22 protein-coding genes are annotated in these 26,505 nt (G+C 62.6%); 13 read left to right on the plus strand and 9 right to left on the minus strand.

Features of this window, described 5'->3' with window-relative positions:
• The first annotated feature begins 87 nt into the window (after window positions 1-87).
• A complete protein-coding gene (locus AC1DYO_RS00115; RefSeq protein ID WP_477259144.1) occupies window positions 88-1,257 on the plus strand; it encodes a porin in 1,170 nt (389 codons plus the stop codon).
• Between the two features lie 96 nt (window positions 1,258-1,353).
• Here the strand turns inward: AC1DYO_RS00115 and AC1DYO_RS00120 are convergent, their stop codons facing one another.
• Window positions 1,354-2,421, minus strand: coding sequence for a PAS domain-containing protein (locus tag AC1DYO_RS00120; RefSeq protein WP_477259146.1), 1,068 nt, complete (start codon window positions 2,419-2,421; stop codon window positions 1,354-1,356).
• A 265-nt stretch (window positions 2,422-2,686) separates the two neighbouring features.
• Window positions 2,687-4,966 carry an NADP-dependent malic enzyme gene (locus AC1DYO_RS00125; RefSeq protein WP_477259148.1) on the minus strand — a complete coding sequence of 760 codons (2,280 nt, stop codon included), beginning with the start codon at window positions 4,964-4,966 and terminating at the stop codon, window positions 2,687-2,689.
• Between the two features lie 254 nt (window positions 4,967-5,220).
• Between AC1DYO_RS00125 and mutS the strand changes: the two genes are divergently transcribed.
• From mutS to AC1DYO_RS00140, 3 genes are all read left to right on the plus strand, one after another.
• The gene (mutS, locus tag AC1DYO_RS00130) at window positions 5,221-7,950 is read left to right on the plus strand and encodes a DNA mismatch repair protein MutS (protein ID WP_477259150.1); all 2,730 of its coding nucleotides are present in this window, start codon (window positions 5,221-5,223) and stop codon (window positions 7,948-7,950) included.
• An 88-nt stretch (window positions 7,951-8,038) separates the two neighbouring features.
• A complete protein-coding gene (locus tag AC1DYO_RS00135) occupies window positions 8,039-8,503 on the plus strand; it encodes a nuclear transport factor 2 family protein (protein WP_477259152.1) in 465 nt (154 codons plus the stop codon).
• Between the two features lie 69 nt (window positions 8,504-8,572).
• Window positions 8,573-9,127 (plus strand): TetR/AcrR family transcriptional regulator, encoded by a 555-nt coding sequence (locus AC1DYO_RS00140; protein ID WP_477259154.1) that lies wholly within the window; start codon window positions 8,573-8,575, stop codon window positions 9,125-9,127.
• Window positions 9,128-9,131: 4 nt separating this feature from the next.
• Here the strand turns inward: AC1DYO_RS00140 and AC1DYO_RS00145 are convergent, their stop codons facing one another.
• From AC1DYO_RS00145 to AC1DYO_RS00165, 5 genes are all read right to left on the minus strand, one after another.
• Window positions 9,132-9,890 carry an MBL fold metallo-hydrolase gene (locus AC1DYO_RS00145; RefSeq protein ID WP_477259156.1) on the minus strand — a complete coding sequence of 253 codons (759 nt, stop codon included), beginning with the start codon at window positions 9,888-9,890 and terminating at the stop codon, window positions 9,132-9,134.
• A 93-nt stretch (window positions 9,891-9,983) separates the two neighbouring features.
• Window positions 9,984-10,829 (minus strand): aldo/keto reductase, encoded by an 846-nt coding sequence (locus tag AC1DYO_RS00150; RefSeq protein WP_477259157.1) that lies wholly within the window; start codon window positions 10,827-10,829, stop codon window positions 9,984-9,986.
• A 99-nt stretch (window positions 10,830-10,928) separates the two neighbouring features.
• Window positions 10,929-11,708 (minus strand): hypothetical protein, encoded by a 780-nt coding sequence (locus AC1DYO_RS00155; RefSeq protein WP_477259159.1) that lies wholly within the window; start codon window positions 11,706-11,708, stop codon window positions 10,929-10,931.
• Window positions 11,709-11,830: 122 nt separating this feature from the next.
• Window positions 11,831-12,223, minus strand: a complete 393-nt coding sequence (copM, locus tag AC1DYO_RS00160) for a CopM family metallochaperone (RefSeq protein WP_477259161.1) — start codon at window positions 12,221-12,223, stop codon at window positions 11,831-11,833.
• A 43-nt stretch (window positions 12,224-12,266) separates the two neighbouring features.
• A complete protein-coding gene (locus AC1DYO_RS00165) occupies window positions 12,267-14,780 on the minus strand; it encodes a heavy metal translocating P-type ATPase (protein ID WP_477259163.1) in 2,514 nt (837 codons plus the stop codon).
• A 96-nt stretch (window positions 14,781-14,876) separates the two neighbouring features.
• On the opposite strand from AC1DYO_RS00165, the gene AC1DYO_RS00170 reads away from it, so the two are divergent.
• The 6 genes from AC1DYO_RS00170 (at window position 14,877) to AC1DYO_RS00195 (ending at window position 23,207) form a co-directional block, all read left to right on the plus strand.
• Window positions 14,877-15,809, plus strand: a complete 933-nt coding sequence (locus AC1DYO_RS00170; protein WP_477259165.1) for a glycosyltransferase family 25 protein — start codon at window positions 14,877-14,879, stop codon at window positions 15,807-15,809.
• A 33-nt stretch (window positions 15,810-15,842) separates the two neighbouring features.
• Window positions 15,843-18,638: a [protein-PII] uridylyltransferase gene (locus AC1DYO_RS00175; RefSeq protein WP_477259167.1), complete on the plus strand. Its 2,796-nt coding sequence runs from the start codon at window positions 15,843-15,845 to the stop codon at window positions 18,636-18,638.
• Between the two features lie 40 nt (window positions 18,639-18,678).
• Window positions 18,679-20,277, plus strand: coding sequence for a murein biosynthesis integral membrane protein MurJ (murJ, locus tag AC1DYO_RS00180; protein WP_477259169.1), 1,599 nt, complete (start codon window positions 18,679-18,681; stop codon window positions 20,275-20,277).
• 332 nt (window positions 20,278-20,609) lie between these two features.
• Complete coding sequence (trpS, locus tag AC1DYO_RS00185) at window positions 20,610-21,677, plus strand: tryptophan--tRNA ligase (protein ID WP_477259171.1); 1,068 nt, start codon at window positions 20,610-20,612, stop codon at window positions 21,675-21,677.
• 267 nt (window positions 21,678-21,944) lie between these two features.
• Complete coding sequence (locus AC1DYO_RS00190; protein WP_181056459.1) at window positions 21,945-22,436, plus strand: universal stress protein; 492 nt, start codon at window positions 21,945-21,947, stop codon at window positions 22,434-22,436.
• 201 nt (window positions 22,437-22,637) lie between these two features.
• Window positions 22,638-23,207 carry a NifU family protein gene (locus AC1DYO_RS00195; RefSeq protein WP_142867561.1) on the plus strand — a complete coding sequence of 190 codons (570 nt, stop codon included), beginning with the start codon at window positions 22,638-22,640 and terminating at the stop codon, window positions 23,205-23,207.
• Between the two features lie 105 nt (window positions 23,208-23,312).
• Here the strand turns inward: AC1DYO_RS00195 and AC1DYO_RS00200 are convergent, their stop codons facing one another.
• On the minus strand, window positions 23,313-23,930 hold the full coding sequence (locus tag AC1DYO_RS00200) for a L,D-transpeptidase (protein ID WP_181056846.1): 618 nt from the start codon (window positions 23,928-23,930) through the stop codon (window positions 23,313-23,315).
• 238 nt (window positions 23,931-24,168) lie between these two features.
• Between AC1DYO_RS00200 and cueR the strand changes: the two genes are divergently transcribed.
• From cueR to AC1DYO_RS00215, 3 genes are all read left to right on the plus strand, one after another.
• Entirely contained in the window at window positions 24,169-24,585 is a 417-nt protein-coding gene (gene cueR, locus AC1DYO_RS00205; protein ID WP_477259173.1) for a Cu(I)-responsive transcriptional regulator, read from the plus strand.
• Between the two features lie 598 nt (window positions 24,586-25,183).
• Window positions 25,184-25,396 (plus strand): hypothetical protein, encoded by a 213-nt coding sequence (locus AC1DYO_RS00210; RefSeq protein WP_477259175.1) that lies wholly within the window; start codon window positions 25,184-25,186, stop codon window positions 25,394-25,396.
• 244 nt (window positions 25,397-25,640) lie between these two features.
• The gene (locus AC1DYO_RS00215) at window positions 25,641-25,838 is read left to right on the plus strand and encodes a hypothetical protein (protein WP_477259177.1); all 198 of its coding nucleotides are present in this window, start codon (window positions 25,641-25,643) and stop codon (window positions 25,836-25,838) included.
• Window positions 25,839-25,889: 51 nt separating this feature from the next.
• Here AC1DYO_RS00215 and AC1DYO_RS00220 read toward each other — a convergent pair whose 3' ends face one another.
• On the minus strand, window positions 25,890-26,162 hold the full coding sequence (locus AC1DYO_RS00220) for a hypothetical protein (RefSeq protein ID WP_477259179.1): 273 nt from the start codon (window positions 26,160-26,162) through the stop codon (window positions 25,890-25,892).
• Window positions 26,163-26,505: the final 343 nt, after the last annotated feature.

The raw sequence follows: 26,505 nt of genomic DNA on the forward strand, positions 1-26,505 counted from the left end.
GATGCGCGGCTTTCAATATGGGGTGAATCGGCAGGCTTTGGAGCCGTGTCCGACCTGATTTGAACCTTTGACTGGAGATTCAAGAAAATGAACATCAAGAGCCTTCTTCTCGGCTCCGCCGCGGCCCTGATCGCGGTCTCGGGCGCGCGCGCCGCCGACGCGGTCGTCGTCGCCGAGCCGGAACCGGCCGAATACGTCAAGATTTGCGACGTTTACGGTTCGGGCTACTTCTACATCCCCGGCACGGAGACCTGCCTGCGCATCGGCGGCTATGTCCGCTATGACATCGGCGTCGGCGATGCCGGCTCGTTCGATGGTGTCAATAACGTACCGGACCACCAGGACGGCGACAGCCAGGACACCTTCTACAAGAACGCCCGCTTCACGCTGAAGACCTGGACCGGGCAGGAAACCGAACTCGGCACCTTGAAGACCTACACCGAGACCCGCTTCAATTTCGGCAACAGCAGCGGCGACTATCTCAACCAAGCGGCTTCCAATGCGAACGACTGGCAGGGTCGTAACAAGTCGCTGTCGCTGCGTTACGCTTGGATTCAGCTCGGTGGCCTGCGCGTCGGTAAGGATGACACGGCTTTCGATACGTTCATCGGCTACGCCGGCAGCGTTATCCAGGATACGCTTGTTCCCTACGGTGGGCAGGAGAGCAACGTCGTTCAGTACTACTTCGACGCAGGCAACGGCTTCTCCGCCGTGGTCTCTCTCGAAGAAGGCGCTGGCGCGGTTGGCACCATTGACAGCTATGTTCCGCATGTCGTCGGCGGCGTGAAGTACAAGGGCGCCTGGGGTGCGGTCACGGGCGTCGTCGCCTATGACAGCAACTACGAGGAAGTGGCGGGCAAGGTCCGTTTGGACGTCAATGTCAGCAAGGAGTTCTCGCTCTTCGTGATGGGCGGCTACGGTACGGACGACAACCTCACCGACAATGCTGGCAACGCCATCGACGCCAGCGGTCGCGGCTTCTACAAGCAGTGGGGTGGCAACTGGGCAATCTGGGGTGGCGGCACCTACAAGTTCAACGAAAAGACTGCGTTCAACGCCCAGGTCTCTTACGACGACTGGAAGAACCTCGGCGTCGCCGCTAACGTTGCCTATACCGTCGTGCCTGGCTTTACCGTCACGGCTGAAGTCGATTACCTCAATGCCGGAAAATTCGGCGACGCTGACTTCAACAACTGGACCAAGGCCAACAAGAAGAGCAGCCTTGGCGGCATCCTCCGCTTCCAGCGCTCGTTCTGATCGACCTGTCTCGACAAAAAAGGCCCGCAGCGCATTGCTGCGGGCCTTTTCGCTCGAGCACCGGGCGTTGCTGTGTCGTCGCAATGAGCGCTTCGCTCAGGCGGACTGGCGAAGCTCGCCGGCTTCGGACCCCAAAGCGTCGGTGGTGACCAGCCGGTCACGACCGTTTTTCTTGCCGATGTACATGAGCCGGTCGGCGAGCGCGACCAGCGCGTCCGGATCGGCAGCCTCCGTCGGATAGATCGCAACGCCGACGGTGCAGCCGACATGGATGTCGCCACCCGGAGCGGGAACCTTGATGCGCAGTCGCTCCAGCACGCGCTCCGCCACGCGCACGGCCTTCTCCCTGGCCTGCTCCGCGTTCCCCGAAAACAGGAAGGCAAACTCGTCACCGCCGAGCCGCGCGACGAAATCGGCGCTGCGCAGGATGGTGCGCAGCTTGTCCGACACGCGCTGCAGCAGCGCATCGCCAGCCTCGTGGCCGAGCGTGTAGTTGACCTGCTTGAACCGGTCGAGGTCGATGAACAGAAGACCGGCTGCATCGCCGGTGCCGGCGCAACGGTCGATCACCGATTTGAGTTCGTTGTGGAAGGCGCGGCGGTTGGGCAGGTCGGTCAATGCATCGTGGTTGGCCGAGTGGTCGCTATGCTGCTTGGCCAGCTCGATCTCGCGCTTTTGCGCGGAGAGCTCTTCATTGGCGGCCTTGAGTTCGAGCAGCAGTTGGGCATTGAGGTCCTCGACAACCTTGCGGTCGCTGATGTCGACAACGAAACCCTCGAGGAATTCGAGTTCGCCGGCATCATCCCAGACACCGCCGCCGATCTCGCGGACCCAGAGCGGTTCGCCGACCTGCGGCACGATCCGGTAGTCGACGTTCCAGTTGCAGCGCGCCGCAAGCGCGGCGTCGACGGCGGCATAGACGGCGGCGAGGTCATCCGGGTGGATGGCCGAGACATAGTCGCGCACCGCGTTGTGAATGAAGTCGCTCGGCCGATAGCCGCTGACGGTGAAAATGCCGTCGCTGATGTAGAGCATGGTGTAGGATGAGTCGTTGCGGCAACGGTAGAGATAACCGTCCATGCGGCCGGTGATGCTGAGCAGCGCATCCAGCCGCTCGTCGTGATAGACCCCCTGGCCGACAACCGATACCGTGTCATGCTTCATGGCCGCACCCCCGTTTTGGCGGTCTGAGCGCGCCGCAAATGCCTTGGGGGCATAGGGGCAAGAACGTCCCCTATAGCAGCCGAATATTATCAATCTCTTATGGAAATGGCGATTTGCCGGCAATTCGGCCTGAATCGCGAGATTCCCGCGATGCTCGGTCCCCTGCGGACCGTTCGTCAAGCTGCCCTCCGCTATGGCTTCGGGCCTTGCCTCACTCGAGAAGCGTTCGCAGGGTCACCTTGGCTTTTCGTCCGCTGCGCGGGCGTCAAGCCCCCGCCGTATACGCCGCGATGGCCGCCATGTTGACGATGTCGGAGTCCTTGGCGTTGAGCGAAACGATCTGCACCGGCTTATTGAGGCCGACCAGCAGCGGGCCAATGACGGTCGAGCCGCCGAGTTCCTGCAGCATCTTGGTCGAGATCGAGGCCGAGTGGAACGCCGGCATGATCAGCACATTGGCCGGGCCGGTCAGCCTTATAAACGGATATTGCGCCATGGCCCGCGCGTTGAGCGCGACGTCGGCAGCCATCTCGCCATCATATTCGAAATCGACCCGGCGTTTGTCGAGGATGCGCACCGCTTCCTGCACCCGCTCGGAGCGTTCGCCCTGCGGATGGCCGAAGGTGGAATAGGCAAGCATGGCGAGCCGCGGTTCATAACCCATGCGGCGGGCGAAGCCTGCGGCTTCCTCGGCAATGTCGGCGATCTGCTCGGCATTCGGCATGTCGTGCACGGCGGTGTCGGCGACGAGCACGGTCTTGCCCCGCGCCAGCACAATCGACACGCCGATGACACGGTGGCCGGGTTTGGCGTCGATGATGCGGCGGATGTCGTCGAGCGCGGTGGAATAGTTGCGGGTGACACCGGTGACGATGCCGTCGGCATCGCCCAGCGCCACCATGCAGGCGGCAAAATGGTTGCGGTCGTTGTTGATCAGGCGCTGGCAGTCGCGAAACAGGAAGCCCTTGCGCTGCATGCGCTCGTAGAGAAAGTCGGTGTAGATGCCGTTGCGGCGCGACAGCCGGGCATTGATGATCTCGATGCCTTGCTTGTTCAAGTCGATGCCGGCGTGCCTGGCGTTCTCCTTGATCACATCGTCGCGACCGAGCAGGATCGCGGTGCCGAGCTTCTGGTTCACATAGGAGACTGCGGCGCGCATCACCTGCTCCTCCTCGCCCTCGGCGAAGACGATGCGCTTGGGCTGGCGGCGGACGCGATCGTAGATGCGCTGCAAGGTCGAGGCGATCGGGTCGCGGCGGGCGGACAGTTCCTGCGCATAGCGATCGAGATCGAGGATCGGCTTGCGGGCGACGCCCGACTCCATCGCTGCCTTGGCCACGGCGAGCGGGATGGCCGAAATCAGGCGCGGATCGAACGGCACCGGGATGATGTAGTTGGGGCCGAATTTCGGCCGGTTGCCCTGGTAGGCGGCGGCGACGTCGTCGGGCACGTCCTGGCGTGCAAGTGCTGCCAGCGCGCGTGCGGCGGCGATTTTCATGTCGTCATTGATGGTGGTGGCGCGCACATCCAGCGCGCCGCGGAAAATGTAGGGGAAGCCGAGCACGTTGTTGACCTGGTTCGGATAGTCCGAACGCCCGGTGGCCATGATGGCGTCGGTGCGGATTTCGGCCACTTCTTCCGGCGTGATCTCCGGATCGGGATTGGCCATGGCGAAGATGATCGGGTTCTTGGCCATCGACTGTACCATGGCGGCGGTCAACGCACCCTTGGCCGAGAGGCCGAGGAATATGTCGGCACCATCGAGCGCCTCGGCGAGGCTGCGCGCCTCGGTCTTCACCGCATGCGCCGACTTCCACTGGTTCATGCCTTCGGTGCGGCCTTGAAAGACGACGCCCTTGGTGTCGCACAGAGTGATGTTTTCGGGCGCGAAGCCCATCGCCTTCATCAGCTCGATGCAGGCGATGCCGGCAGCACCGGCGCCGTTGCAGACCATTTTCGTGGTCTTCATGTCGCGGCCTGTGACCTCCAGCGCGTTGATCAGTCCGGCGGCGGAGATGATGGCGGTGCCGTGCTGGTCGTCGTGGAAGACCGGGATGTCCATCAGTTCGCGCAGGCGCTGCTCGATGATGAAGCACTCCGGCGCCTTGATATCCTCAAGATTGATGCCGCCGAAGGACGGCCCGAGGAAGCGCACGCAATTGATGAACTCGTCGGCATCCTCGGTGTCGACCTCGAGATCGATGGAATCGACATCGGCGAAGCGCTTGAACAGCACCGCCTTGCCCTCCATGACCGGCTTGGAGGCCAGCGCGCCGAGATTGCCTAGACCGAGAATGGCGGTGCCGTTGGAGATGACGGCGACCATGTTGCCGCGCGTCGTATAGTCGAAGGCACGGCTGGGGTCCTCGGCGATGGCCAGGACGGGAACCGCAACGCCAGGCGAATAGGCGAGGCTCAGATCGCGCTGCGTCGCCATCGGTTTGGTGGCGACGACCTCCAGCTTGCCGGGGCGGCCCATGGCGTGGAACTCCAGCGCCTCCTGGGCGCTGACGGAGGGGCCGCTGTTTTCGGTTTTCTTGGCCATGATGCTTTTGATTTCCTCGCCGGTGCCGCACCCTTGAGACGGGTGTGTGTTCTTGACCTTCCGGATTAAGGCTACACGCCACCGCTGTAAACCGCCAAGCGATCTTCACGCGTGCAGCGAAATCTCCCGAGGTTGGGCAAGGTCAAGTGGGTGGGGGTGCAGACTTGCCGTAAGCCGCCACTGATACCCAGTCGTCCCCTGTTTTCGAAGCCGCCGGCATTAAACCGCCCGGCCACATCTGCTAGCGTGCCGACATGAATATGCACACTTCAGCAGAAACCGACGCCCCCGAGGTGACAGTTCCCGCGCCCGCCGCCGGCGTCACGCCGATGATGGAGCAGTATATCGAGATCAAGGCGGCGAACCCGGATTCGCTGCTGTTCTACCGCATGGGCGATTTCTACGAGCTGTTCTTCGACGATGCCGAGAAGGCGAGCCGGGCGCTAGGCATCGTGCTCACCAAACGCGGCAAGCATCAGGGCCATGACATTCCGATGTGCGGCGTGCCGGTGCATGCGGCCGACGACTATCTGCAAAAGCTGATCGGCCAGGGTTTTCGCGTTGCCGTCTGCGAGCAGATCGAGGATCCGGCGGACGCCAGGAAGCGCGGCGGCAAATCGGTGGTGCGCCGCGATGTGGTGCGGCTGGTCACACCCGGCACCATCACCGAGGACAAATTGCTGGCGCCGTCGGAGTCGAGCTTTTTGATGGCGCTGGGGCGGGTGAAGGGCAGCGGCAGCGAACACGCCTTTGCGCTGGCCTGGATCGAGATCTCGACCGGCGTCTTTCGCGTTGCCGAGACCACCGCCGCCCGCCTGCTGGCCGACGTGTTTCGCGTCGACCCGCGTGAGCTGATCGTCGCCGAGCCGGTGTTTTACGATCCCGAGTTGAAGCCGGTGTTCGACGTCATCGGCCGCGTCGCCAGTCCGCAGCCGCCATCGCTGTTCGATTCGGCCTCGGCCGCGGGCAGGATCGCGCGTTTCTTCGAGGTGGCGACGCCGGACAGTTTCGGCGCCTTCTCGCGCGCCGAATTGTCGGCGATCTCCGGCGCCATCGCCTATGTCGAAAAGACGCAGAAGGCTGAGCGGCCGCCGCTGTCGCGCCCCGAACGCGAGGAGCAGGGCTCGACGCTGTTCATCGATCCGGCGACACGCGGCAATCTGGAACTGTTGCGCACGCTGTCCGGCAGCCGCGACGGCTCGCTGTTCAAGGCGATCGACCGCACGGTGACCGGCGGCGGCGCAAGACTGCTGGCCGACCGGCTGATGGCGCCGCTGACCGATCCGGCGGCGATCGGCGCCAGGCTCGATTCGGTGTCGTTCTTCCGCGCCGAGACGAGGCTCTGCCAGGCGGTGCGGTCAAGCCTGAAGAGCGTCGCCGATATGCCGCGTGCGCTGTCGCGGCTGGCGCTCAACCGTGGCGGGCCGCGCGACCTCGGCGCGCTGCGCGCCGGTTTCGAGGCGGCGGGCGCGATAGCCGAGATCTTCGCGACCACCCCCTTGCCCCACGAATTGGCGGAAGCCCTTGCTGCTATTCAAGCGCTACCTAAAGCGCTGGCCCAGCATTTGATGCAAGCACTCGGCGACGAGCTGCCCTTGCTCAGGCGCGACGGCGGCTTCGTGCGCGGCGGCTACCACCCCGAGCTCGACGAGATGCGGGCGTTGCGCGATGAGTCCCGCAAGGTCATAGCCGGGCTGGAGCGCTCGCTGATCGAGGAGACCGGCATCCGCTCGCTGAAAATCCGGCACAACAATGTGCTGGGTTATTACATCGAGGTGACCGCCAACCACCATTCGATCATGACCGGCAGCGACGGCGCCAAGGCGCGCTTCATCCATCGCCAGACCATGGCCAACGCCATGCGCTTCACCACGACCGAGCTTGCCGAACTCGAGACCAAGATCGCCAATGCCGCCGACGGGGCGCTGAGCATCGAGCTTGCCGCCTTCGATACGCTGACGGCTGAAGCGGTCGGCGAAGCGCAGACAATCCGCGCCGGCGCCGATGCGCTCGCCGTGCTCGACGTGTCGGCGGCGCTTGCGCTGTTGTCGGAAAGCGAAGCCTGGTGCCGGCCGCTGGTCGATTCCAGCCTTGCATTCGACATTGCAGGCGGACGCCATCCGGTGGTGGAACAGGCGCTGCGCCGTTCGGGCGAAGGGCCGTTCGTCGCCAATGATTGCGATCTGTCGCCGCAAGGCGGTGCCAAGGCCGGCGCCATCTGGCTGCTGACCGGCCCTAACATGGGCGGCAAGTCGACGTTCCTGCGGCAAAATGCACTGATCGCCATCCTCGCCCAGACCGGCTCCTTCGTACCGGCGACATCGGCCCACATCGGCGTCGTCGACCGGCTGTTCTCGCGCGTCGGCGCCTCGGACGATCTGGCGCGCGGCCGCTCGACCTTCATGGTCGAGATGGTCGAGACGGCGGCAATCCTCAACCAGGCCGGCGAGCGGGCGCTGGTGATCCTGGACGAGATCGGCCGCGGCACCGCGACATTCGACGGTTTGTCGATCGCCTGGGCGGCGGTCGAGTACCTGCACGAGAAGAACCGCTGCCGGGCAATCTTTGCCACCCATTTCCACGAGATGACGGCGCTCTCCGGCAAACTGCCGCGCCTCTCCAACGTCACCATGCGGGTCAAGGAATGGGAGGGCGACGTCGTCTTCCTGCACGAGGTCGGCAAGGGTGCTGCAGACCGTTCCTATGGCGTCCAGGTGGCTCGCCTCGCCGGACTGCCGGAAGCAGTGGTCGGCCGCGCGAAAGAGGTGCTGCACCAGCTCGAGGAAGGCGAAGTCTCAGGCAAGGCCAACCGGCTGGTCGACGATCTGCCGCTGTTTTCAGTGGCGGTGAAGCGGGAGGCGCCAAAACCTGCGAAGAGCGACGCACTGGGCACAGCACTTGGCGAGATCAATCCCGACGAGATGACGCCGCGCGAGGCGCTGGAAGCGCTCTACAAGCTAAAGGGGTTGGCGGGAAAACCGTAGCCTGACTTGGGCCTTTGACCTTTGGCCCTTGACCCGACTGTACCAAACGGTACAATACTTACCATCGCCTGACGATGGGAGAATTTTGATGAGCCGTCCGCCGCTGCCGCCCTTCACCGCCGAGACCGCCGCGCAAAAGGCACGGCTGGCCGAAGACGCCTGGAACAGCCGCGAGCCTGAGCGAGTTTCGCTCGCCTATACCGAGGACAGCACCTGGCGCAACCGCGCCGAATTCGTCGCCGGCCGCAGCGAGATCGTCGGCTTCCTCACGCGCAAATGGGCGCGCGAGCTCGACTACCGGCTGATCAAGGAAGTCTGGACCTTTAACGAGAACCGCATCGCGGTGCGCTTTGCCTATGAGTGGCGCGACGACAGCGGCCACTGGTTCCGCTCCTATGGCAACGAGAACTGGGAATTCGACGCGGCCGGGCTGATGCACCGGCGCGTCGCCAGCATCAACGACCTGCCTATCACCGAGGCCGAGCGCAAATATCACTGGCCGCTCGGCCGCCGGCCCGACGACCATCCCGGCCTCACCGAACTCGGACTCTAGAGCATGATCCCTAGAACTGTGCCGCGGTTTTCGGCAAAGATCATGCTCAAAGGGAAAGACTAAGCGCATATGCGCAGGATCGCGCCCGATCGCGCCGATCTGCTCGCCATCATCGGCGAGGTTTTCCGCGAGCACGGCTATGAAGGGGCGAGCCTGGCGCTGATCGGCGCGGCGACCGGCTTAGGCAAAGGCAGCCTCTATCACTTCTTCCCCGGTGGCAAGGAAGAGATGGCGGCGGCCGTCATCGCCCATATTGACGGCTGGTTCGAGCAGAATGTCTTCGTGCCGTTGCAGGACAGGGCCGACCCGCATGCCGGCATCGGGCGCATGCTGGAGGCGACCGATAGCTATTTCCGCTCCGGTCGCCGGGTGTGCCTGATCGGCGCCTTCGCGCTGGACGAGTCCCGCGACCTCTTCGCCAAGGCGATCAGAAGCTATTTCGGCCGCTGGGTGGCGCATCTTGCCGAAGCGCTGACCCGCACCGGACACAGCCCTGCCAAGGCAGGCGAACTCGCCGAAGAGACGGTCGGCGCCATCCAGGGCGCGCTCACGCTGGCACGCGCCTTCGACGACACCGCCGTGTTTTCACGCGCGCTGCAGCGAGCACGAGTGGCGCTCGGCTAGAGTGCTATAAGGGTTCGAAGCGGAAGGCCGTTTCGGTTCGAAAAACCCTACCGACGCCCGGCGAATCGAGATGCGCTCCCGCGACGTAGCAGGCGTTGCCGGCTGCGAGCGCCAGTATCTGCAGCCGGCTTGTCCTCGCCTGCTCCTGGTCGGCGTCGAACTCCCACGTGATCTCCGGCTGATCGAATTGAAGCGACGGCACATGCACGATGTCGCCCCAGATCAACAATGTTTCGCCTCCGCTCATGACGCGAAAGCAGGTGTGGCCGACTTCATGGCCAGGGGTGGCAATCGTCTCGATATGCGCGCTGAGGCGCTGTCCAGCATCGAGAGGCTGGGCGCGGTCGTGGAAGCGTTCCAGCCTCGCCTCCTCGCGAAACATGTCGAGCTCAGGTCGCGGAACAAGCAGGTGAGCGAGCTGCGGGAAGCCATCCCGGCCATCGGCAAGGATGAGCCCGTGTATATGGTCAAGATGGGTGTGGGTGAAGGCAATCGTGCGTACCCGGTCGATGGCGATCTTCGCCTCGCGCAGCGCCTCGGGCAGATGCCCCATTGTCGGGTGCCAGGCGTTCGAAGCCCCTGTGTCTATCAGCGTGATGTCGTCGCCGTCATCGATCGCGAAAGCGTTGACTGATAGCCTGAGCGCGCCGTCAACGAGCGATACCTGCGATGGCAGGTCATCGCCGAATGTCCGATCTCCGGGCTGGCGTAAACGTCGGACAGGCATGTCGACATAACCGTCACGTAGCGACGTGACCGTCATGGTTCCGATTTTGTAGGTGGTGTGACGAGGCCCGGCTGAAATTCGTTCCAATGCTTGTTCCTGTCTCGTCGCCTTTTCTTAAAACCGCTTCCTCTAGATCATCTCCAGCCCGCGCTTGCGCGTCGGCGGCGGAAAGGCACGGTCGAGCTCGGCGAGGTCTTCATTTGTCAGCTTGACGTCGAGCGCGGTGACATTCTGGCGGACATGCTCCTGGCTGCTGGCCTTCGGGATCGCGATGACGCCCGGCTGCGCCACCACCCAGGCCAGCGCTATCTGTGCTGCCGTGGCGTTGTGGCGGGCGGCGATGGTCTCCAGCCTGGAATTGCGCGCCAACGCGCCCTGCTCGACCGGTGAATAAGCCATGATCGGGATGCCGCGCTGCCGGCTCCACGGCGCGAGATCGAATTCGGGGCCGCGCCGCGACAGATTGTAGAGCACCTGGTTCGTCTGGACATGATCTCCGGACGACAGGCTGGTCAACTCTTCCATCTCGTCAGTGTCGAAATTGCTGACGCCCCAATGGCGGATCTTGCCGACCTTCTTCAATGCCTCGAAAGCCTCGACCGTTTCCGTCAACGGCACGCTGCCCGGCCAGTGCAGGAGATAGAGATCGATCCGGTCGGTACGCAGGCGCCTCAGGCTGTTTTCGCAGGCCCGCGCCACCCCGGCGCGCGAGGCATTGGACGGCAGCACCTTGGAGACAAGAAAGAGGTCGTCGCGGCGTCCGGCAATGGCCTCGGCCACCACCTCCTCGGCGCCGCCGCTGGCATACATTTCGGCGGTGTCGATCAGCGTCATGCCGAGGTCTAGCCCAAGCTTCAGGGCGTTGACCTCACCAGCGCGGCGACTGATATCCTCGCCCATCTTCCATGTGCCCTGGCCCAGCACCTGGACGGCATCGCCGGAAGGCAGCGTGGTGGTTCTGATCTTAGATGACATGGCCAGCTCCGTGTGAAGTTAGATCGCAGCACAGCCATGGCCGAAAATCCAGACTGAAGCTTCCTCGCCTTCGCTCGGGCGATTGTTCGACAAACCCCGCTATGCGGCAGATGCGGCTGTACGGTGGAGGATCAGATAGACCAATCCACTTACCATCGCACTCGCGAGCGCCGCCGCTGAATAGGTGGCAGCAATGCCAAGATTGTCCAGCCAGACTGCCACCACTGCGAAGAACGCGGCAAACGAAAACGAGCCAGTGATCACGCCTCTAACAAGATTTGATGCGGCCCCCGATCCCATCTGATGGTGCGTAAAAACGCTCAGAATCAGAACGAAGACCGGAAATGGCGCAAGAAGACCGCTTAGCTTTGCACCGAAATGCCCTGTCAAGAATGTGATCAGAAGCACGAAGGCAGCTGATACCAACATCCGCAGTGTGAGATCAAAACGGATCGTGATCTTTGCAGCGGCGTCAATGTTCACAGGCTTCAATAGGGCCATAAGAAGCAAGATTGTTATCAGAACCAGCCCCAATCCGGATGTGACGGTCCACTCGAATTCATTCCAGATCAATGTCGCCGCAAAGAAAGCTCCTACGCTACACAGGACGGTCACGGCCACATTGAGCCGCTTCGCCAGCAGCGCATAGGTAAAACAGAAGATGCAGGTCGAGACCTGGCCGACGAAGTTCGCCACTGCCGCGTGCTGTGCAAATGAAGCGCCATGCTCCAAGGCCGTAAAGGCCGAGATCGGCCCCGTTATCAGCGGAACGCCCATAAGCATTCCGCCTATGGCGGGGCCGTATTTGCGGCTCAGCAGCGTAAGGCAAAGGATAAGAACCGGCGCGGTGGCAAGCTTGAAGGCCAGGATCACGGGCAAGATGGCAACTGCCTAACACCTATCTATCATCCGGCCTCTCTTGCCGCATTTCTGCCACCGGCACCATAGGCGGCGGGAGACATCCGGAAAGGATATTCCGCCACGGCTGTTCGCCGATGCCCTTACTTCGCCGGATGAGCGGCGAGCCAGCCCTGCATCTGCTTGATCTCGGCTTCCTGGGCGGCGATGACGCCTTCGGCCAGCTTGCGGATTTCAGGATCCTTGCCATTGGCGAGTTCCACCTTGGCCATGTCGATCGCGCCCTGATGATGCGGGATCATGCCCCTGACAAAATCGACATCGGCATTGCCGGTATATTGCGAGGCCATCATGTCGGCATGCATCTTGTCCATCGCCGCCTTGTAGCCTGCGGTCGACGGACTGGTCGCGTCTGTCGCCATCGCGCCCATGTCATGTTTCATTTCCTCGGATTGCGCCGGAACGCTTTCGAGGAAAACGGCCAGCAGCATTCCCGCCGCCATCAGCAAAAGCACGATCTTTTTAGCCAAGGTCATCCATGATCTCCTGTTGATTGAAATTCGTATTTGGGGGCTTTGCTCAGAGTTTCAACGTCCGCAGCCGCAATGCGCTGGCGATGACCGAAACCGAAGACAGGCTCATCGCCGCCGCCGCCAGCATCGGCGACAAAAGCGTTCCAGTCAGCGGATAGAGCACTCCGGCGGCGACCGGCACGCCAAGCACATTGTAGAGGAAGGCGAAGAACAGGTTCTGGCGGATGTTGCGGATCGTCGCCTGGGCAAGCGTTCGCGCCCTGACGATGCCGTTGAGATCACCCTTGACCAAAGTGATGCCGGCGCTCTCGACCGCGACATCGGCGCCGGTGCCCATGGCGATGCCGACATCGGCGCTGGCCAAGGCCAGCGCGTCGTTGACGCCGTCACCGGCCATGGCGACGCCGGCGCCCTTGGCGCGCAATTCCTCGACCAGGGCTGCCTTTTGTTCCGGCAGCAGGCCGGCGCGCACCTCGTCGATGCCGAGGCTTTTGGCGATGGCGCGCGCGGTGCGCTCATTGTCGCCGGTCGCCATGATGATCCGCAAGCCTCTGTCGTGCAGCGCCCGGATCGCCTCGACAGTCGTTGCCTTGACCGGGTCCGCGACGGCGACGATGCCGCCCAGCTTTTTCTCCACTGCAACGAACATCGCGGTCTTGCCCTCGGCCTGCAGCGCCTCGGCTTTGGCCGACAGGGCAGCGGTGTCTACGCCGAGATCGGCCATCATGGCGGCGTTGCCGAGCGCGACCCTCCTGCCCGATACCGTGCCGGATACACCCTTGCCGGTGACGGCTTCAAAGCCGCTGGCCTCACTGAGCGTCAGGCGGCGTTCACCGGCGCCGCCGACGATGGCCTCGGCCAGCGGATGCTCCGAGCCCTTTTCCAGGCCGGCGGCGAGCGTCAGCAATTCATTCGCCGAAAAGCCTTCGGCAGCGACGACATCGGTCAAGCGAGGCTTGCCTTCGGTCAAGGTGCCGGTCTTGTCGACGATCAACGTGTCGACCGAAGCGAAGCGCTCGAGTGCGGCGGCTTCCTTGATCAGCACGCCGGCGTGCGCCCCGCGTCCGGTGGCGGTCATGATCGACATCGGCGTCGCCAGTCCGAGCGCGCAGGGACAGGCGATGATCAGCACCGAGACCGCCGAGACGATGGCGAAGATCAGGCTGGGCTCGGGGCCGAACACCGCCCAGGCGGCAAAGGCAGCAAGCGCGACCAGCACGACGGCCGGGACGAAATAGAAGGAAACGCGATCGGCCAACCCTTGAATCGGCGCGCGCGAACGCTGCGCCTTGGCGACCAGCTCGACGATGCGGGCCAGGGTGGTCTCGGCGCCGACTTTGTCGGCGCGCATGATCAGCGAACCGTTTTTGTTGAGCGTGCCGCCGGTCAAGGCATCGCCTTGCGTCTTTTCGACCGGCAGCGGCTCGCCCGAGATCATCGATTCGTCGATGGAAGAACGGCCTTCCAGCACGACGCCGTCGACCGGAACGGCATCGCCCGGACGGATGCGCAGGCGGTCGCCGGTCTTGACCGCGTCGAGCGGCACGTCGGTCTCGGAGCCGTCGTCACCGATCAGCCGCGCCGTCTTCGGCGCCAGGTCGAGCAGCGCGCGGATGGCCGAGCCGGTCTTTTCGCGCGCCCGCAATTCGAGGACCTGGCCAAGGAACACCAGCGCGACGATGACGGAAGCCGCCTCGAAATAGACCGGAACGGTGCCGCCATGGCCGCGGAACTGATGCGGAAAGCTGTCCGGAAACAGTGTGGCGACGACGCTGTAGAGATAGGCCGCGCCCACACCCAGCGAGATCAACGTCCACATATTGGGGCTGCGGTTGACCAGCGAATCCCAGCCGCGATGGAAGAACGGGAATGCCGCCCACAGCACGACCGGACTGGCCAGCGCCAGTTCCAGCCAGACCATCGTGCGCTCGTCGACAAAGGCCTGGAAGGTCAGGCCGAGCATCGGCGCCATGGCAACGATCAGCAGCGGTATGGACAGCACCGCACTGACCCAGAAGCGCCTGGTGAAGTCGATCAATTCGGGGTTCGGGCCCTCATCGCCAGTGGGAACACCCATCGGCTCCAGCGCCATGCCGCAGATCGGGCACGAGCCGGGCTTGTCGCGGATCACCTCGGGATGCATCGGACAGGTGTATTGCGTGCCTTTCGGCATTGGCTGCGGCGCTGGCCTGTCGCCGAGATATTTTTGCGGTTCGGCCTCGAACTTCGCCTGGCAGCCGGCCGAGCAGAAATAGAAGCCTTGGCCTTCGTGGCGGAAAAAATGCTTCGCGGCAGCGCGGTCAACGCTCATGCCGCAGACCGGGTCGATGGCGGTCAGGTATTTTTCCGGATCGGCGGCGAATTTCGTGCGGCATCCCTCACTGCAGAAGTGAAAGAGACGGCCGCCATGCTCGGCCGTCTGTTTGCCGGCGGCCGGATCGACGCGCATGCCGCAGACGGGATCGCGCACCACGGCTTCGGTGGCCGGCGCAGCGGCCTTTGCCGTACAGCAGCTGCCATCTGCCGCGTGCACGTGGTGGTGATGCCCGGAATGCGCCATCGAAAAAATGCCTTCATGTCTGTCTGGGTGCGGAGGTAGTGCTTCCAGTAACTGGAAGGTCAAGGGGCGATTTCGACTTTTCGATCATGGCCGCCATTGGGCGGCATCGAGGGAAAAAGCGCTTACGCAATTTCTTTCCTATGTTATGGACGCGACCACCCCGTCCACTGCATCGATCCCACCCAAATGAAATGCCTGGTTATCAATCTCGATCGGTCCCGCGACCGCCTCGCCCATGTGACGGCCGAGTTCGCCCGCATCGGCGTCGCCTTTGAGCGGGTCGCCGCCGTCGACGCGCGCGATCGGCCGGATCTGGCCGCACTGTCACAGGGCAAGAAGCATTTGCGTATGGCCGACGGCGAGATCGCTTGCCTGCTCAGCCACAAACACTGCTGGTCGATCATCGCGGCAGGCGAGGATGCCTATGGCGCCATCTTCGAGGACGACATCGTCTTCGCCGACAAGGCTGGCCCGTTGCTTGCCGGTGCGGACTGGATCCCCGCCGATGCCGACATCGTCAAACTGGAAACGTTCTTCAATCGAACCGTGATTTCACGCAAGCAGGTTGCCTGTGGTCACGGTTTTTCCGCGAGCAGGCTGCACGCCGTCCATATCGGCACGGCCGGGTACATCCTGTCGAGACAGGCCGCACGAGACCTCATCGAGGCGACGAATGAGATCGCCATTCCCGTCGATCATCTCGTCTTCAATCCGCGTTTTGCGGCCTCGTCCCGCCACGTCATTTATCAGCTTGTGCCGGCTTTGTGCCTACAGGCTCAGTTCCTTGGCGGCGGACCAGTGCAATTGCCGAGCCTGCTCAAGCAGGAGCGCACAGAGGAACGGGTGGCAAGCGGGATGGGCAAGAAACGCCACAAGCCGATTGCGGCCAAGGTGGGGATCGAGATAAGGCGACTGGCGAGGCAAATCGTCGATCTCTTCCAGCTCCGACAGGAGAAGGTCATTCCGTTCTGGTATCGCGGCCGACGCGTCCGTCGGCCCCATACACAGCGCCGTGAAAACGCGCTATAGACGCCGCGCAAAGGCGAGGCCGACCGGCAATCCATGGCAAAAATCTCCCTCAAACTCGACGAGCTGATCGACAGCGACGCCTTGCGCCGCGAGATGACGGCGCTGACCTCGGCCGGCAACGGCGCCGAGCCCGGCGCGCGCGTTGGCGCACTCCGGCTGCTGAAGGGTCGGCTGACCGAGGGCCGCAAGGTCGCCGAGCGCATGCTGATGGACGATGGCAGCGGCGCGGCCTGTGCCGCCCGACTGTCGCATCTCATGGACGAGCTTATCCGCGCCCTCTACGAGTTCGCCGCGACCCATGTCTATCGCGTGAAAAATCCCTCAACTGCCGAGCGCATGGCCGTCGTTGCCGTCGGTGGCTATGGCCGCGGCACGCTGGCGCCGGGCTCGGACATCGACCTTCTGTTCCTGCTGCCCTACAAGCAGACGCCGTGGGGCGAACAGATCGTCGAATACATGCTCTATATGCTATGGGACCTCGGGCTAAAGGTCGGCCACGCCACCCGCAACATCGACGAGTGCCTGAGGCTGTCGCGCAGCGACATCACCATCCGCACCTCAATCCTGGAAGCCCGGTTCCTGTGGGGCGAGCAAAAACTCTTTGATGAATTGCTGACCCGCTTCGACCACGAAGTGGTGCGCACCACCGGGCCGGAATATGTGCAGGCCAAGCTCGCAGAGCGCGACGAGCGCCATGCCAAGGCCGGCGAAAGCCGCTATCTGGTCGAGCCCAACGTCAAGGACGGCAAGGGCGGCCTGCGCGACCTGCAGACATTGTTCTGGATCGCCAAATACTTTTATCGCGTGCGCACCGGCGAGGAACTGGTCGATAAGGCCGTTTTCACCGAGGCCGAATACAGGGAATTCCTCAAGGCCGAGGACTTTCTGTGGGCGGTGCGCTGCCACATGCATTTCCTCACCGGCAAGCCCGAGGAGCGACTGCATTTCGACATCCAGCGCGAAATCGCCGAGCGTCTCGGCTACACCACCCATCCCGGCCTGTCGGCGGTCGAACGCTTCATGAAGCACTATTTTCTCGTCGCCAAGGATGTCGGCGATCTCACCCGCATCTTCTGCGCCGCGCTGGAGGAAGAGCAGGCCAAGCACGTGCCGGGCTTCAACCGCATCTTCCTCACCTTCCAGCGCCGCAAGCGCAAGCTGGCCGGCACGTCCGATTTCATCGTCGACAACCATCGCATCAACGTCGCCGACGACACGGTGTTCGAGCGCGACCCGGTCAACCTGCTCAGGCTGTTCTGGTTCGCCGACAAGCACGGGCTGGAATTTCATCCCGATGCGCTGAAGCTGCTCACCCGTTCGCTCGGTCTGGTCAACAAGTCGTTGCGGCGCGACAAGGAGGCCAACCGGCTGTTCCTCGACATCCTGACTTCGGACCGCAATGCCGAGCTTAATCTGCGGCGCATGAACGAGGCAGGGCTGCTCGGCAGACTGATCCCCGACTTCGGCAAGATCGTCGCCATGATGCAGTTCTCGATGTACCACCACTATACGGTGGACGAGCACCTGATCCGCTGCATCGGCGTCTTGGCCGAGATCGAGCGCGGCGACGGCGAAAAGGTGCATCCGCTGTCGCACACGCTGATGCCGGGGCTGAAGAAGAGCCGCGAAGCGCTCTATGTCGCCGTGCTCTTGCACGACATCGCCAAGGGCCGGCCGGAGGATCACTCCGAGGTCGGCGCCCGGATCGCGCGGCGCATCTGCCCGCATATGGGGTTGTCGGCGGCCGACACCGAGACCGTCGCCTGGCTGGTCGAGAACCATCTCGTCATGTCGATGACGGCGCAGACCCGCGACCTCAACGACCGCAAGACGATCGAGGATTTCGCCTCGATCGTGCAGTCGGTCGAACGGCTGAAGATGCTGTTGATCCTCACCGTCTGCGACATCAGGGGTGTCGGGCCGGGCGTGTGGAACGGCTGGAAGGGCCAGTTGCTGCGCACGCTCTACTACGAGACGGAGCTGCTGTTGACCGGCGGGTTCTCGGAAGTGTCGCGCGCCAAGCGGACGGCGGCGTCACGCGAGCGGCTGGCCGAGGCGCTTGCCGACTGGCCGGACAAGGCGCGCAAGCGCTATGTCGGCCTGCATTATGAGAACTACCTCTTGACCGTCGATCTTGCCGATCAGCTGCGCCATGCCGAGTTCATCCGCGAGGCGGACGCGGCGGGCAAGAAACTCGCCACCGTGGTCAGGACCCACCAGTTCGAGGCGGTGACCGAAATCACCGTGCTGGCGCAGGACCATCCGCGTCTGCTTTCGGTGATTGCCGGGGCCTGTGCGGGCGCCGGCGGCAACATCGTCGACGCACAGATCTTCACCACATCCGACGGCCGCGCCCTGGACATCATCCTGATCTCCAGGGAGTTCGACCGCGACGAGGACGAGCGCCGCCGCGCCGAGCGCGTCGGGCGGCTGATCGAGGACGTGCTGTCGGGCAAGAGCTGGCTGCCGGAGATGATCGAGAAGCGCACCAGGCCGCGGCGCGGCGCCAAGGTGTTCAAGATTCCGCCGCGCGCCGAAATCCGCAACACGCTGTCGAACCGCTTCTCGGTCATCGAGGTGGAGGGGCTGGACCGGCCGGGCCTGTTGTCGGAGATCACCAGCGCGCTGTCCGATCTCTCGCTCGACATCGCCTCGGCCCACATCACCACCTTCGGCGAGAAGGTGATCGACACCTTCTATGTCACCGACCTGACCGGGCAGAAGATCGACAACCCGGCGCGCACCGCCGCCATTCACACCAGGCTGATCGCAGCACTTGAGGGCATTGCCCCCGAGCGTGGCGGCAAGGCCAAGGCGGCCGCCGAGTGACCATCACTTTGTCCCAATCACCCAGGCAATCTCCGCGCGCATGAGCCTCGTCAAGAAATTCGCCACGGTTGCGTCCGGCACGCTGATGAGCCGCGCGCTCGGCTTTGGCCGCGAGATGCTGATGGCGGCCGCCCTCGGCACCGGGCCGGTGGCGGACGCCTTCAACGCCGCCTTCCAGTTTCCCAACACGTTTCGCCGACTGTTTGCCGAAGGCGCTTTCAACGCCGCCTTCGTGCCGCTGTTTGCCAAGGAGATCGAGACCCACGGCACCGACGGCGCCAAGCGCTTTTCGGAGGAAGTGTTCGGCGTCCTGTTCTCGGCGCTGCTGGCACTGACCATCGTCATGGAACTGGCGATGCCGCTGATCGTGCGCTATCTGGTGGCGCCGGGCTTTGCCGACACGCCGGGCAAGTTCGAGACGACCGTCCTGCTTGCGACGATCATGTTCCCGTATCTCATCTGCATGTCGCTCGCGGCGATGATGGCCGGCATGCTGAATTCGCTGCGCCGCTATTTCGCGGCTGCCGTCGCACCCGCCTTCCTCAACATCATCCTGATCAGCGTGCTCGGCTATGGATGGTACCACGGCATGGATGCGCGTGAGGTCGGTTTCAGCCTGTCCTGGGGTGTGCTGGCGGCGGGCATCGTGCAACTCGCCATCGTCTGGGTGGCGGTGCGAAATGCCGGCATCGCGATCGGTTTTCGCCGGCCGAAAATGACGCCGAACGTCAAGCGGCTGCTGATCTTGGCGCTGCCGGCGGCGATCACCGGCGGCATCACCCAGATCAACCAGCTGATCGGCACCGCGATCGCGTCGGCCCAGGACAGTGCCGTGTCCTCACTCGCCTATGCCGACCGCATCTACCAATTGCCGCTCGGCGTCGTCGGCGTCGCCGTGGCGATCGTGCTGTTGCCGGAACTATCGCGGGCGCTGAAATCGGGCAATCTGGTCGAGGCCGCCAACCTGCAGAACCGCTCTGTCGAGTTTACTTTATTCATGACCTTGCCGGCGGCGGCGGCGCTGTGGGTAATGTCCGAGCCGATCGTGCGGCTGGTCTATGAGCGCGGCGCCTTTGCCGCCAACCATTCGACGCCGACGGTGGCGGCGATCCTGGCGATCTTCGGCCTCGGCCTGCCGGCCTTCGTGCTGATCAAGGCCTTCACCCCAGGCTATTTCGCCCGCGAGGATACGCGCACGCCGATGATGTTCGCCGCCATTTCCGTCGGCGTGAACGTCGCGACCGCGCTGACGCTGTTTCCCAGGATGGGTGCGCCCGGCATTGCGGTGGCCTCGGCCGTCGCCGGCTGGGTCAATGCGATGATGCTGCTTGCCGTCTTGATCCGGCGCGGCCATTGGGGCCGCGACCTGCCGCTGTTGAAGCGTATTCCGCGGCTGGTGCTGTCAGCTGTGGTGATGGCGGTAGTACTCTATTTCGCCGAACACTGGCTGGCTGTCAGGCTCGGCCCCGGCTCGCCACTGGTGATCAAGGCGACGACGCTGCTGGCACTGGTGGCCGGCGGCGCGGCTCTCTATTTCATCACCGCGTTTGCCACCGGCGGCGCCGATTTCGGCATGATCCGTCGCAACATCGGGCGCAAAGGTGCACCACCGGTTACGGGACAATCTCCAGATCCGTAAGCCTAGCGACCCCATTCGATAGGCATCAGTCTTCGCCAGACAATTCGTCGTAGACTGAGCGTGGCAGCGGTTCGCGTGCACCGGCGCTTCTCTGGCGATTTGCGAAACCGGGCGATGACGGCGTCTTTCTCCCCGTCACTATACGGGGAGAAATGTCCGGTAGGACAATGAGGGGCGGCGCCAACCTGTCAGGTCAACATACCGGGGCGACAGACGCGACACCCTTGTGCGACCTCCAACCTCTTGATCCTATTCCCACTCTCGTCCATAAGCGCGCCGTCGCAAGACTTTCGCCGCGTGCGAAACGGCCCTCCACAAGCCATGAGGAACCCATGACCGCCTTCAAACAGCTCGTCTTTTCCGGCGTCCAGCCGACCGGCAATCTGCATCTCGGCAACTATCTCGGCGCCATCAAGAAATTCGTCGCCCTGCAGGACACGTCCGACTGCATCTATTGCGTCGTCGACCTGCATTCGCTGACCGCGCAGCTCGTCCATGACGATCTCGCCGACCAGACGCGCTCGATAACCGCAGCGTTCCTTGCCTCCGGCATCGACCCGACGAAGCACATCGTCTTCAACCAGTCGCGGGTGATGCAGCATGCCGAGCTTGCCTGGATCTTCAACTGCGTGGCGCGCATCGGTTGGATGAACAAGATGACGCAGTTCAAGGACAAGGCCGGCAAGGACCGCGAGAACGCCTCGCTGGGACTGCTCGCCTATCCCTCGCTGATGGCCGCCGACATCCTGCTCTACCGCGCCACCCATGTGCCGGTGGGCGAGGACCAGAAGCAGCATCTGGAACTGACCCGCGACATCGCGCAAAAGTTCAACAACGATTTTTCGAGCCGCATCGCCAGCCTTGGCGTCGGCGTCGAGATGCAGGTCGGCGAAGAGACGGTAAACGGCTTTTTCCCGATCACCGAACCGGTGATCGGTGGCCCGGCGGCGCGCATCATGAGCCTGCGCGACGGTTCGAAGAAAATGTCGAAGTCGGACCCGTCCGACCTGTCGCGCATCAACCTGACCGACGATGCCGACACCATCTCGAAGAAGATTCGCAAGGCCAAGACCGACCCAGAGGCCTTGCCGAGCGAGGTCGACGGACTGGAAAGCCGGCCAGAAGCGGAGAACCTGGTCGGCATCTATGCCGGGCTGGCCGAGATGTCGAAGGCCGACGTGCTGAAGGAATTCGGCGGCCAGCAGTTTTCGGTGTTCAAGCCGGCACTGGCCGACCTTGCCGTGGAAAAACTGGCGCCGATCGCCGGCGAGATGCGCCGCATCGAAGGCGACCGCGCCTATGTCGACGCCGTGCTGAAGGATGGCGGCGAGCGCGCCGGCGTGCTGGCCGAGACCACGATGAAAACCGTGCGCGACATTATCGGCCTGCTGCAGGGCTGAGCCCGGCCGTCACAGTGCACTGCACCACACTGGCATAAGGCCGGTGGCTTGCCGCCGGTCTGCCGCGGTGGCAGATTGCGGCCGAATTGACACTCGTATCGCTGATTTTGAAATTCGCACTGCCCTCGATATCCAACTCTGGCGAATTTCAAAATCAGCGATACGAGCAACCTATTGATTTCTAGTGTCGTTTTGATTTCGAAGTTCGCTCACAGCGCGATATCGAAATCAGGCGAACTTCGAAATCACGACACTAGGTAGATAGACATGGTCTCCAAACGCCTCAGTCGCGAAGCCGGCCATCGCAGGAAATTCCTGGCGATCATCGACGACACGCCGGAGTGCGAGCGCGCTGTCGCCTACGCCTCGAAGCGGGCGCAGAGCACCAGTGGCACGCTGGTGTTGCTCTACATCATCACACCGGACGATTTCCAGCACTGGCTGGGCGTCGAGAAGATCATGCGCGAGGAGGCTAACGCCACGGCGCGCGCGGCGCTCGACGGCCATGCCAACAAGGTGCGCCAGAAGCTCGGCATCGAGCCCGAAATGGTGGTGCGCGAAGGCAAGCCGACCGAGGAGATCCACAAGCTTATCGAGGAAGACCAGGACATCGCCATCCTGGTGCTGGCGGCAGGCGCCGGCAAGGAAGGTCCGGGGCCGCTGGTCGGCGCTGTCGCCGGCAAGGGCGCCGCCTTCCCCATTCCGGTCACAGTGGTGCCGCAGAATCTGTCGGACGAGGAAATCGACAGCCTCGCATAGAGCATGATGCCGAAAAGTGTGAAGCGGTTTCGGATAACATCACGATCTTGGATTTATAGCCCGCCCGGGATTCATTCCCCAGCCAGCAAAAACATTCCGCCAGCCAGCCATCTGAGCGATGCGTTTCGCTTGAATGTCCAGCCAATAGAGCCTATTTAGAATTATTCCAGACTAGCTGCCCGACTGGGCACGGAGACGGCCATGTTCATCCAGACCGAATCGACGCCGAACCCGGCAACGCTGAAATTCCTGCCCGGCAAGGAAGTGCTTGTTGAAGGCACCGCCGATTTCCGCGACGCCGACAGTGCCGCGAGCGCCTCGCCGCTGGCCGGCCGGCTGTTCGAGATTCCCGGCGTCACCGGCGTGTTCTTCGGCTATGACTTCGTCACCGTGACCAAGGACGGCCCCGACTGGCAGCATCTGAAGCCGGCCATCCTTGGCGCCATCATGGAGCATTTCATGTCGGGCGCGCCCGTCATGGTCAATGCCGGCCCCGCCGCCGAGACCAGCCAGACCGGCGAATTCTACGACAAGGCCGATGAGGAGTTGGTCATCACCATCAAGGAACTGCTCGACACCAGGGTGCGTCCGGCGGTTGCCCAGGATGGCGGCGACATCACCTTCCGCGGCTTCGAGAACGGCACCGTGTTCCTGCACATGAAGGGCGCCTGCGCCGGCTGCCCGTCTTCGACGGCGACGCTGAAGCACGGCATCCAGAACCTGCTCCGCCATTTCGTGCCGGAAGTGCAGCAGGTCGAACAAGTTTCCTAAGCGCCTCGATCACCTTCATGCAGATAACAAAAAACCGGGCCGAATTGCCCGGTTTTCTGTTTGGGACGTCCGTTGTTGCCTAGACGGTCCGCGTACGAAGGGTAATCACATAACAATGACCTTGGCGCCGACCGAGGCGCGGTCGTAGAGGTCGATGATGTCCTGGTTCATCAGCCGGATGCAGCCCGACGACATCGCCTTGCCGATCGAATTCCATTCCGGGCTGCCATGCAGGCGGTAGCCCATGTCGCCGCCCTTGTTGAACAGGTACATGGCGCGCGCGCCGAGCGGGTTCTTAAGGCCCGGCTCCATGCCGCCGGCAAACTTGGCCAGCTCCGGCTGGCGCTGGATCATCTGCCGCGGCGGCGTCCAGGTCGGCCATTCGCGCTTCAGCGCGATGTGGGCGGTGCCGTGCCATTCAAAACCTTCGCGGCCGACGCCGATGCCGTAGCGGATCGCCCGGCCGTCGCCCTCGACGAAGTAGAGAAACTTGTTCTGGGTATCGACGATGATGGTGCCCGGCTTTTCCGAGGTGTCGTAGTTCACCTCCTGCCGGTGGTATTTCAGCGGCACCTTCTCGATTGGGATGCGCGGCAGTTGGTAGCCTGCATCATTCACCGAACCGTAGTTGTTGGTGAAGAGTTGCGAGCCGATCGTGCTGCAACCCGAGATCGCGGTCGACAACGCAAGTGCAGCAACGATTGCAAATGACTTCATGCGCATGAAATGGTCCGATGCCCCGCCCATATCGAGCGGCACGTTACGGCCGCTTTTCCTGAAATCATTCATGCTGGCATTTGCTTTGCTTGCCAAGCGCGCGATGCCTATATGCAAGAGCTTACGTGCCGGTAAGCCGTCAGCTATGGTATTTCGGCAACAGGGGTCACGGGATTGTGAAGGAAAAACAATGGGCGGTCCTGTCGGATAGCCCGGATTCAGGGAACCATATCGAGGAACCACTATGAATGTTGGCGATGCCGCGGCGCGGTCCGGCCTGCCGGCCAAGACCATCCGCTACTATGAAGAGATCGGCCTGATCGCGCCGGCGCGCGCCGGCAATGGCTATCGCGATTATTCGGGCGACGACATCCACCGGCTGGCCTTCCTGCGCCGTGCCCGCAACCTCGGTTTTTCCATCGATGATTGCAGACAGTTGATGGCGCTCTACCGCGACCGCAGCCGCGCCAGCCACGATGTGCGCGAGATCGCCGCCGCCCATGTGAGCGCCATCGAGGAGAAGGTGCGCGAGCTGCAGTCGATGCGCACGACCTTGCAGAAGCTGATCCACGCCTGCCATGGTGACGACCGGCCGGATTGCCCGATTTTGGATGACATTGCGGGATCGGCGCTGGCCGGAGACAGGACGACCACGGCTTGAAAGGCTGGCGCCGGAATAGACTGGGCGTCGGACGCGCACGAAAACTTCGCTAAAGGTCTAATATCTCGTTTGACTAAAATACGGAACGTCCAATGGACAAGAACAGAACCAAAGCGGTTACATCAGACCTTTGCGTTCACGGCACAAGACTTTAGTCCTGCCGTCTTATAGCTAAGAACGGAAGTTGATTGGCACGACATAGGGCCGCCCCGGATCAATACCAGACTGCACCCAGACCAAATATGGTGCGATCGCGGAAGGCGCTCGGATCAAGCCGCCCCCCGGGTTTGCCAACTGGATACTCGCCTAATGAGGCGCTGACGCTCAAAATCCGAGAGCGACTGCCACCTGCATTTCCAGCAAAATTGCCCCAATCATAATCAGGAAAAACAGGCGGATAAGAAGCGACTGCTTGACCTTGTACCTTTGAGTTAGGAGCACGCATACGACAGTAGCGACGCCCGCTGCAGCGGTGAAAACCAGATCAACCGTGACACCTCGCGAAAACATAGCTCCCCCTTCCCCAAGCAGGAACTGCAATCCTAACGCGAGCGGCTCGTCTTATGGAAGGGCAGGCCTGCACCATGAGCTTCAAGCCGTGCAGGCCGCCCGCCGAAATCCGGGTCTGCTATACAAAACCGATCAGTCCGGCGCCGCCTTCGAGGCGATGGTGAACAAGATCGCCCACGCGCCGAAACTCACCAACGAACAGATAAAGGAATTGGTGCGGCAGAAGCGTGGAGAGAAGCGCTACCCTGCCATTCCCCTACGGCTGGGTAGCGCCAATGGCGCTTGTAAGGACGATGGGTGATCACTACCTGTAGGATAATAGCGAACAAGCTGGAAACGTCGGTGCGAATCCGGCGGCCCCGACCAACCGGGGTTTCGTCTAGGGTAGGACACCACACTTGGTAAACGCCGCTCCCTTCCGGTCGAGCGGCGTTTTCGTGTCTTTTGTAAGCGAACGAAACGCTACCCGCCATTGTTCCTGAGGTCGGCTGACCTGCCTCTGCTTGAACTTGATAAGGAAATCCTCGCTGACGTCGAGGACCAAGATGAGGACGGTGTGTTTGGGTAAATCAGAGAAACCGCCACAGATCGAAAAATTCAGAGACGCCGCGCGCGAACTGAAAACCGACCAGTCAGACGCTGCCTTCGAAGCCATCGTCAACAAGATTGCCCACGCGCCGAAGCTCACCAATGAGCAGATAAAGGAACTGGTGCGCCGGAAGCGAGAGGCCGGAAAAGGCTAGTTTGCGCCAACTCCTGTAGCAGCCATTCCCCTACGGCCGGGTAGCGGTAGCTTACTGATGTTGGAGTGCGTCGATCACTTTGACGTCCGGCTTGCCGGCGCAGTCGTTCGACATGACATCGGCTAAGGCGCTCTGATTGAGCGACCCCAGCTTGGGATCGTTCTTCATCGCCTCGTGAAACGCCGCCTCTATCGCCACCATCAATTTGTGGCCACTTTTGATGTACTCTCCGCAGGTCACCGTTGCGGTATCGACCGTGTCCTCGGCGAGGGCTGGCAGAGCAAGCGTGGCGAAGGCGACTGATAGTGCGAAAATGCGAACCATCTATTCCTCCCGTTGCAAACCTCTCCTATCCGCGCCTGAAGAATACGTGAACGACCCGCCTTTTGGAAGGGCGGGTCTCCTGTGGGAGAATACATTCCTATTCCACTTTGGGTTTGTAAAGTATATAATCGCCGGCCAAAAGGCGATTGTATGGTTGACAAACCCAAAGTGAAATAGGATTATCGTCCTCGACAGGCCGGCACACCCGCGCGATTGCGGGTAGTTGCAAAATCCAGAACAAAGCGGGAATCGCCGCTTACCTTTGAAAGTAACTAAGGGGCTCCCCAGCCGTAGGGGAATGGCTACAGGCCTTGTAAGAGACCGCCAGCACCGCAAAATAGGT

Source organism: Mesorhizobium sp. P2_F5 (genome assembly GCF_056403715.1).

Bases quoted from the DNA above. Each gene is read 5' to 3' on its own strand.
- murJ (WP_477259169.1), top strand. From the start codon at position 18,679: ATGAGCCTCGTCAAGAAATTCGCCACGGTTGCGTCCGGCACGCTGATG.
- copM (WP_477259161.1), bottom strand. From the start codon at position 12,223: ATGACCTTGGCTAAAAAGATCGTGCTTTTGCTGATGGCGGCGGGAATG.
- cueR (WP_477259173.1), top strand. From the start codon at position 24,169: ATGAATGTTGGCGATGCCGCGGCGCGGTCCGGCCTGCCGGCCAAGACC.
- AC1DYO_RS00115 (WP_477259144.1), top strand. From the start codon at position 88: ATGAACATCAAGAGCCTTCTTCTCGGCTCCGCCGCGGCCCTGATCGCG.
- AC1DYO_RS00175 (WP_477259167.1), top strand. From the start codon at position 15,843: ATGGCAAAAATCTCCCTCAAACTCGACGAGCTGATCGACAGCGACGCC.
- AC1DYO_RS00195 (WP_142867561.1), top strand. From the start codon at position 22,638: ATGTTCATCCAGACCGAATCGACGCCGAACCCGGCAACGCTGAAATTC.
- AC1DYO_RS00150 (WP_477259157.1), bottom strand. From the start codon at position 10,829: ATGTCATCTAAGATCAGAACCACCACGCTGCCTTCCGGCGATGCCGTC.
- AC1DYO_RS00135 (WP_477259152.1), top strand. From the start codon at position 8,039: ATGAGCCGTCCGCCGCTGCCGCCCTTCACCGCCGAGACCGCCGCGCAA.
- AC1DYO_RS00220 (WP_477259179.1), bottom strand. From the start codon at position 26,162: ATGGTTCGCATTTTCGCACTATCAGTCGCCTTCGCCACGCTTGCTCTG.
- AC1DYO_RS00190 (WP_181056459.1), top strand. From the start codon at position 21,945: ATGGTCTCCAAACGCCTCAGTCGCGAAGCCGGCCATCGCAGGAAATTC.
- AC1DYO_RS00215 (WP_477259177.1), top strand. From the start codon at position 25,641: ATGAGGACGGTGTGTTTGGGTAAATCAGAGAAACCGCCACAGATCGAA.
- AC1DYO_RS00125 (WP_477259148.1), bottom strand. From the start codon at position 4,966: ATGGCCAAGAAAACCGAAAACAGCGGCCCCTCCGTCAGCGCCCAGGAG.
- AC1DYO_RS00165 (WP_477259163.1), bottom strand. From the start codon at position 14,780: ATGGCGCATTCCGGGCATCACCACCACGTGCACGCGGCAGATGGCAGC.
- AC1DYO_RS00140 (WP_477259154.1), top strand. From the start codon at position 8,573: ATGCGCAGGATCGCGCCCGATCGCGCCGATCTGCTCGCCATCATCGGC.
- trpS (WP_477259171.1), top strand. From the start codon at position 20,610: ATGACCGCCTTCAAACAGCTCGTCTTTTCCGGCGTCCAGCCGACCGGC.
- mutS (WP_477259150.1), top strand. From the start codon at position 5,221: ATGAATATGCACACTTCAGCAGAAACCGACGCCCCCGAGGTGACAGTT.
- AC1DYO_RS00120 (WP_477259146.1), bottom strand. From the start codon at position 2,421: ATGAAGCATGACACGGTATCGGTTGTCGGCCAGGGGGTCTATCACGAC.
- AC1DYO_RS00145 (WP_477259156.1), bottom strand. From the start codon at position 9,890: ATGACGGTCACGTCGCTACGTGACGGTTATGTCGACATGCCTGTCCGA.
- AC1DYO_RS00200 (WP_181056846.1), bottom strand. From the start codon at position 23,930: ATGCGCATGAAGTCATTTGCAATCGTTGCTGCACTTGCGTTGTCGACC.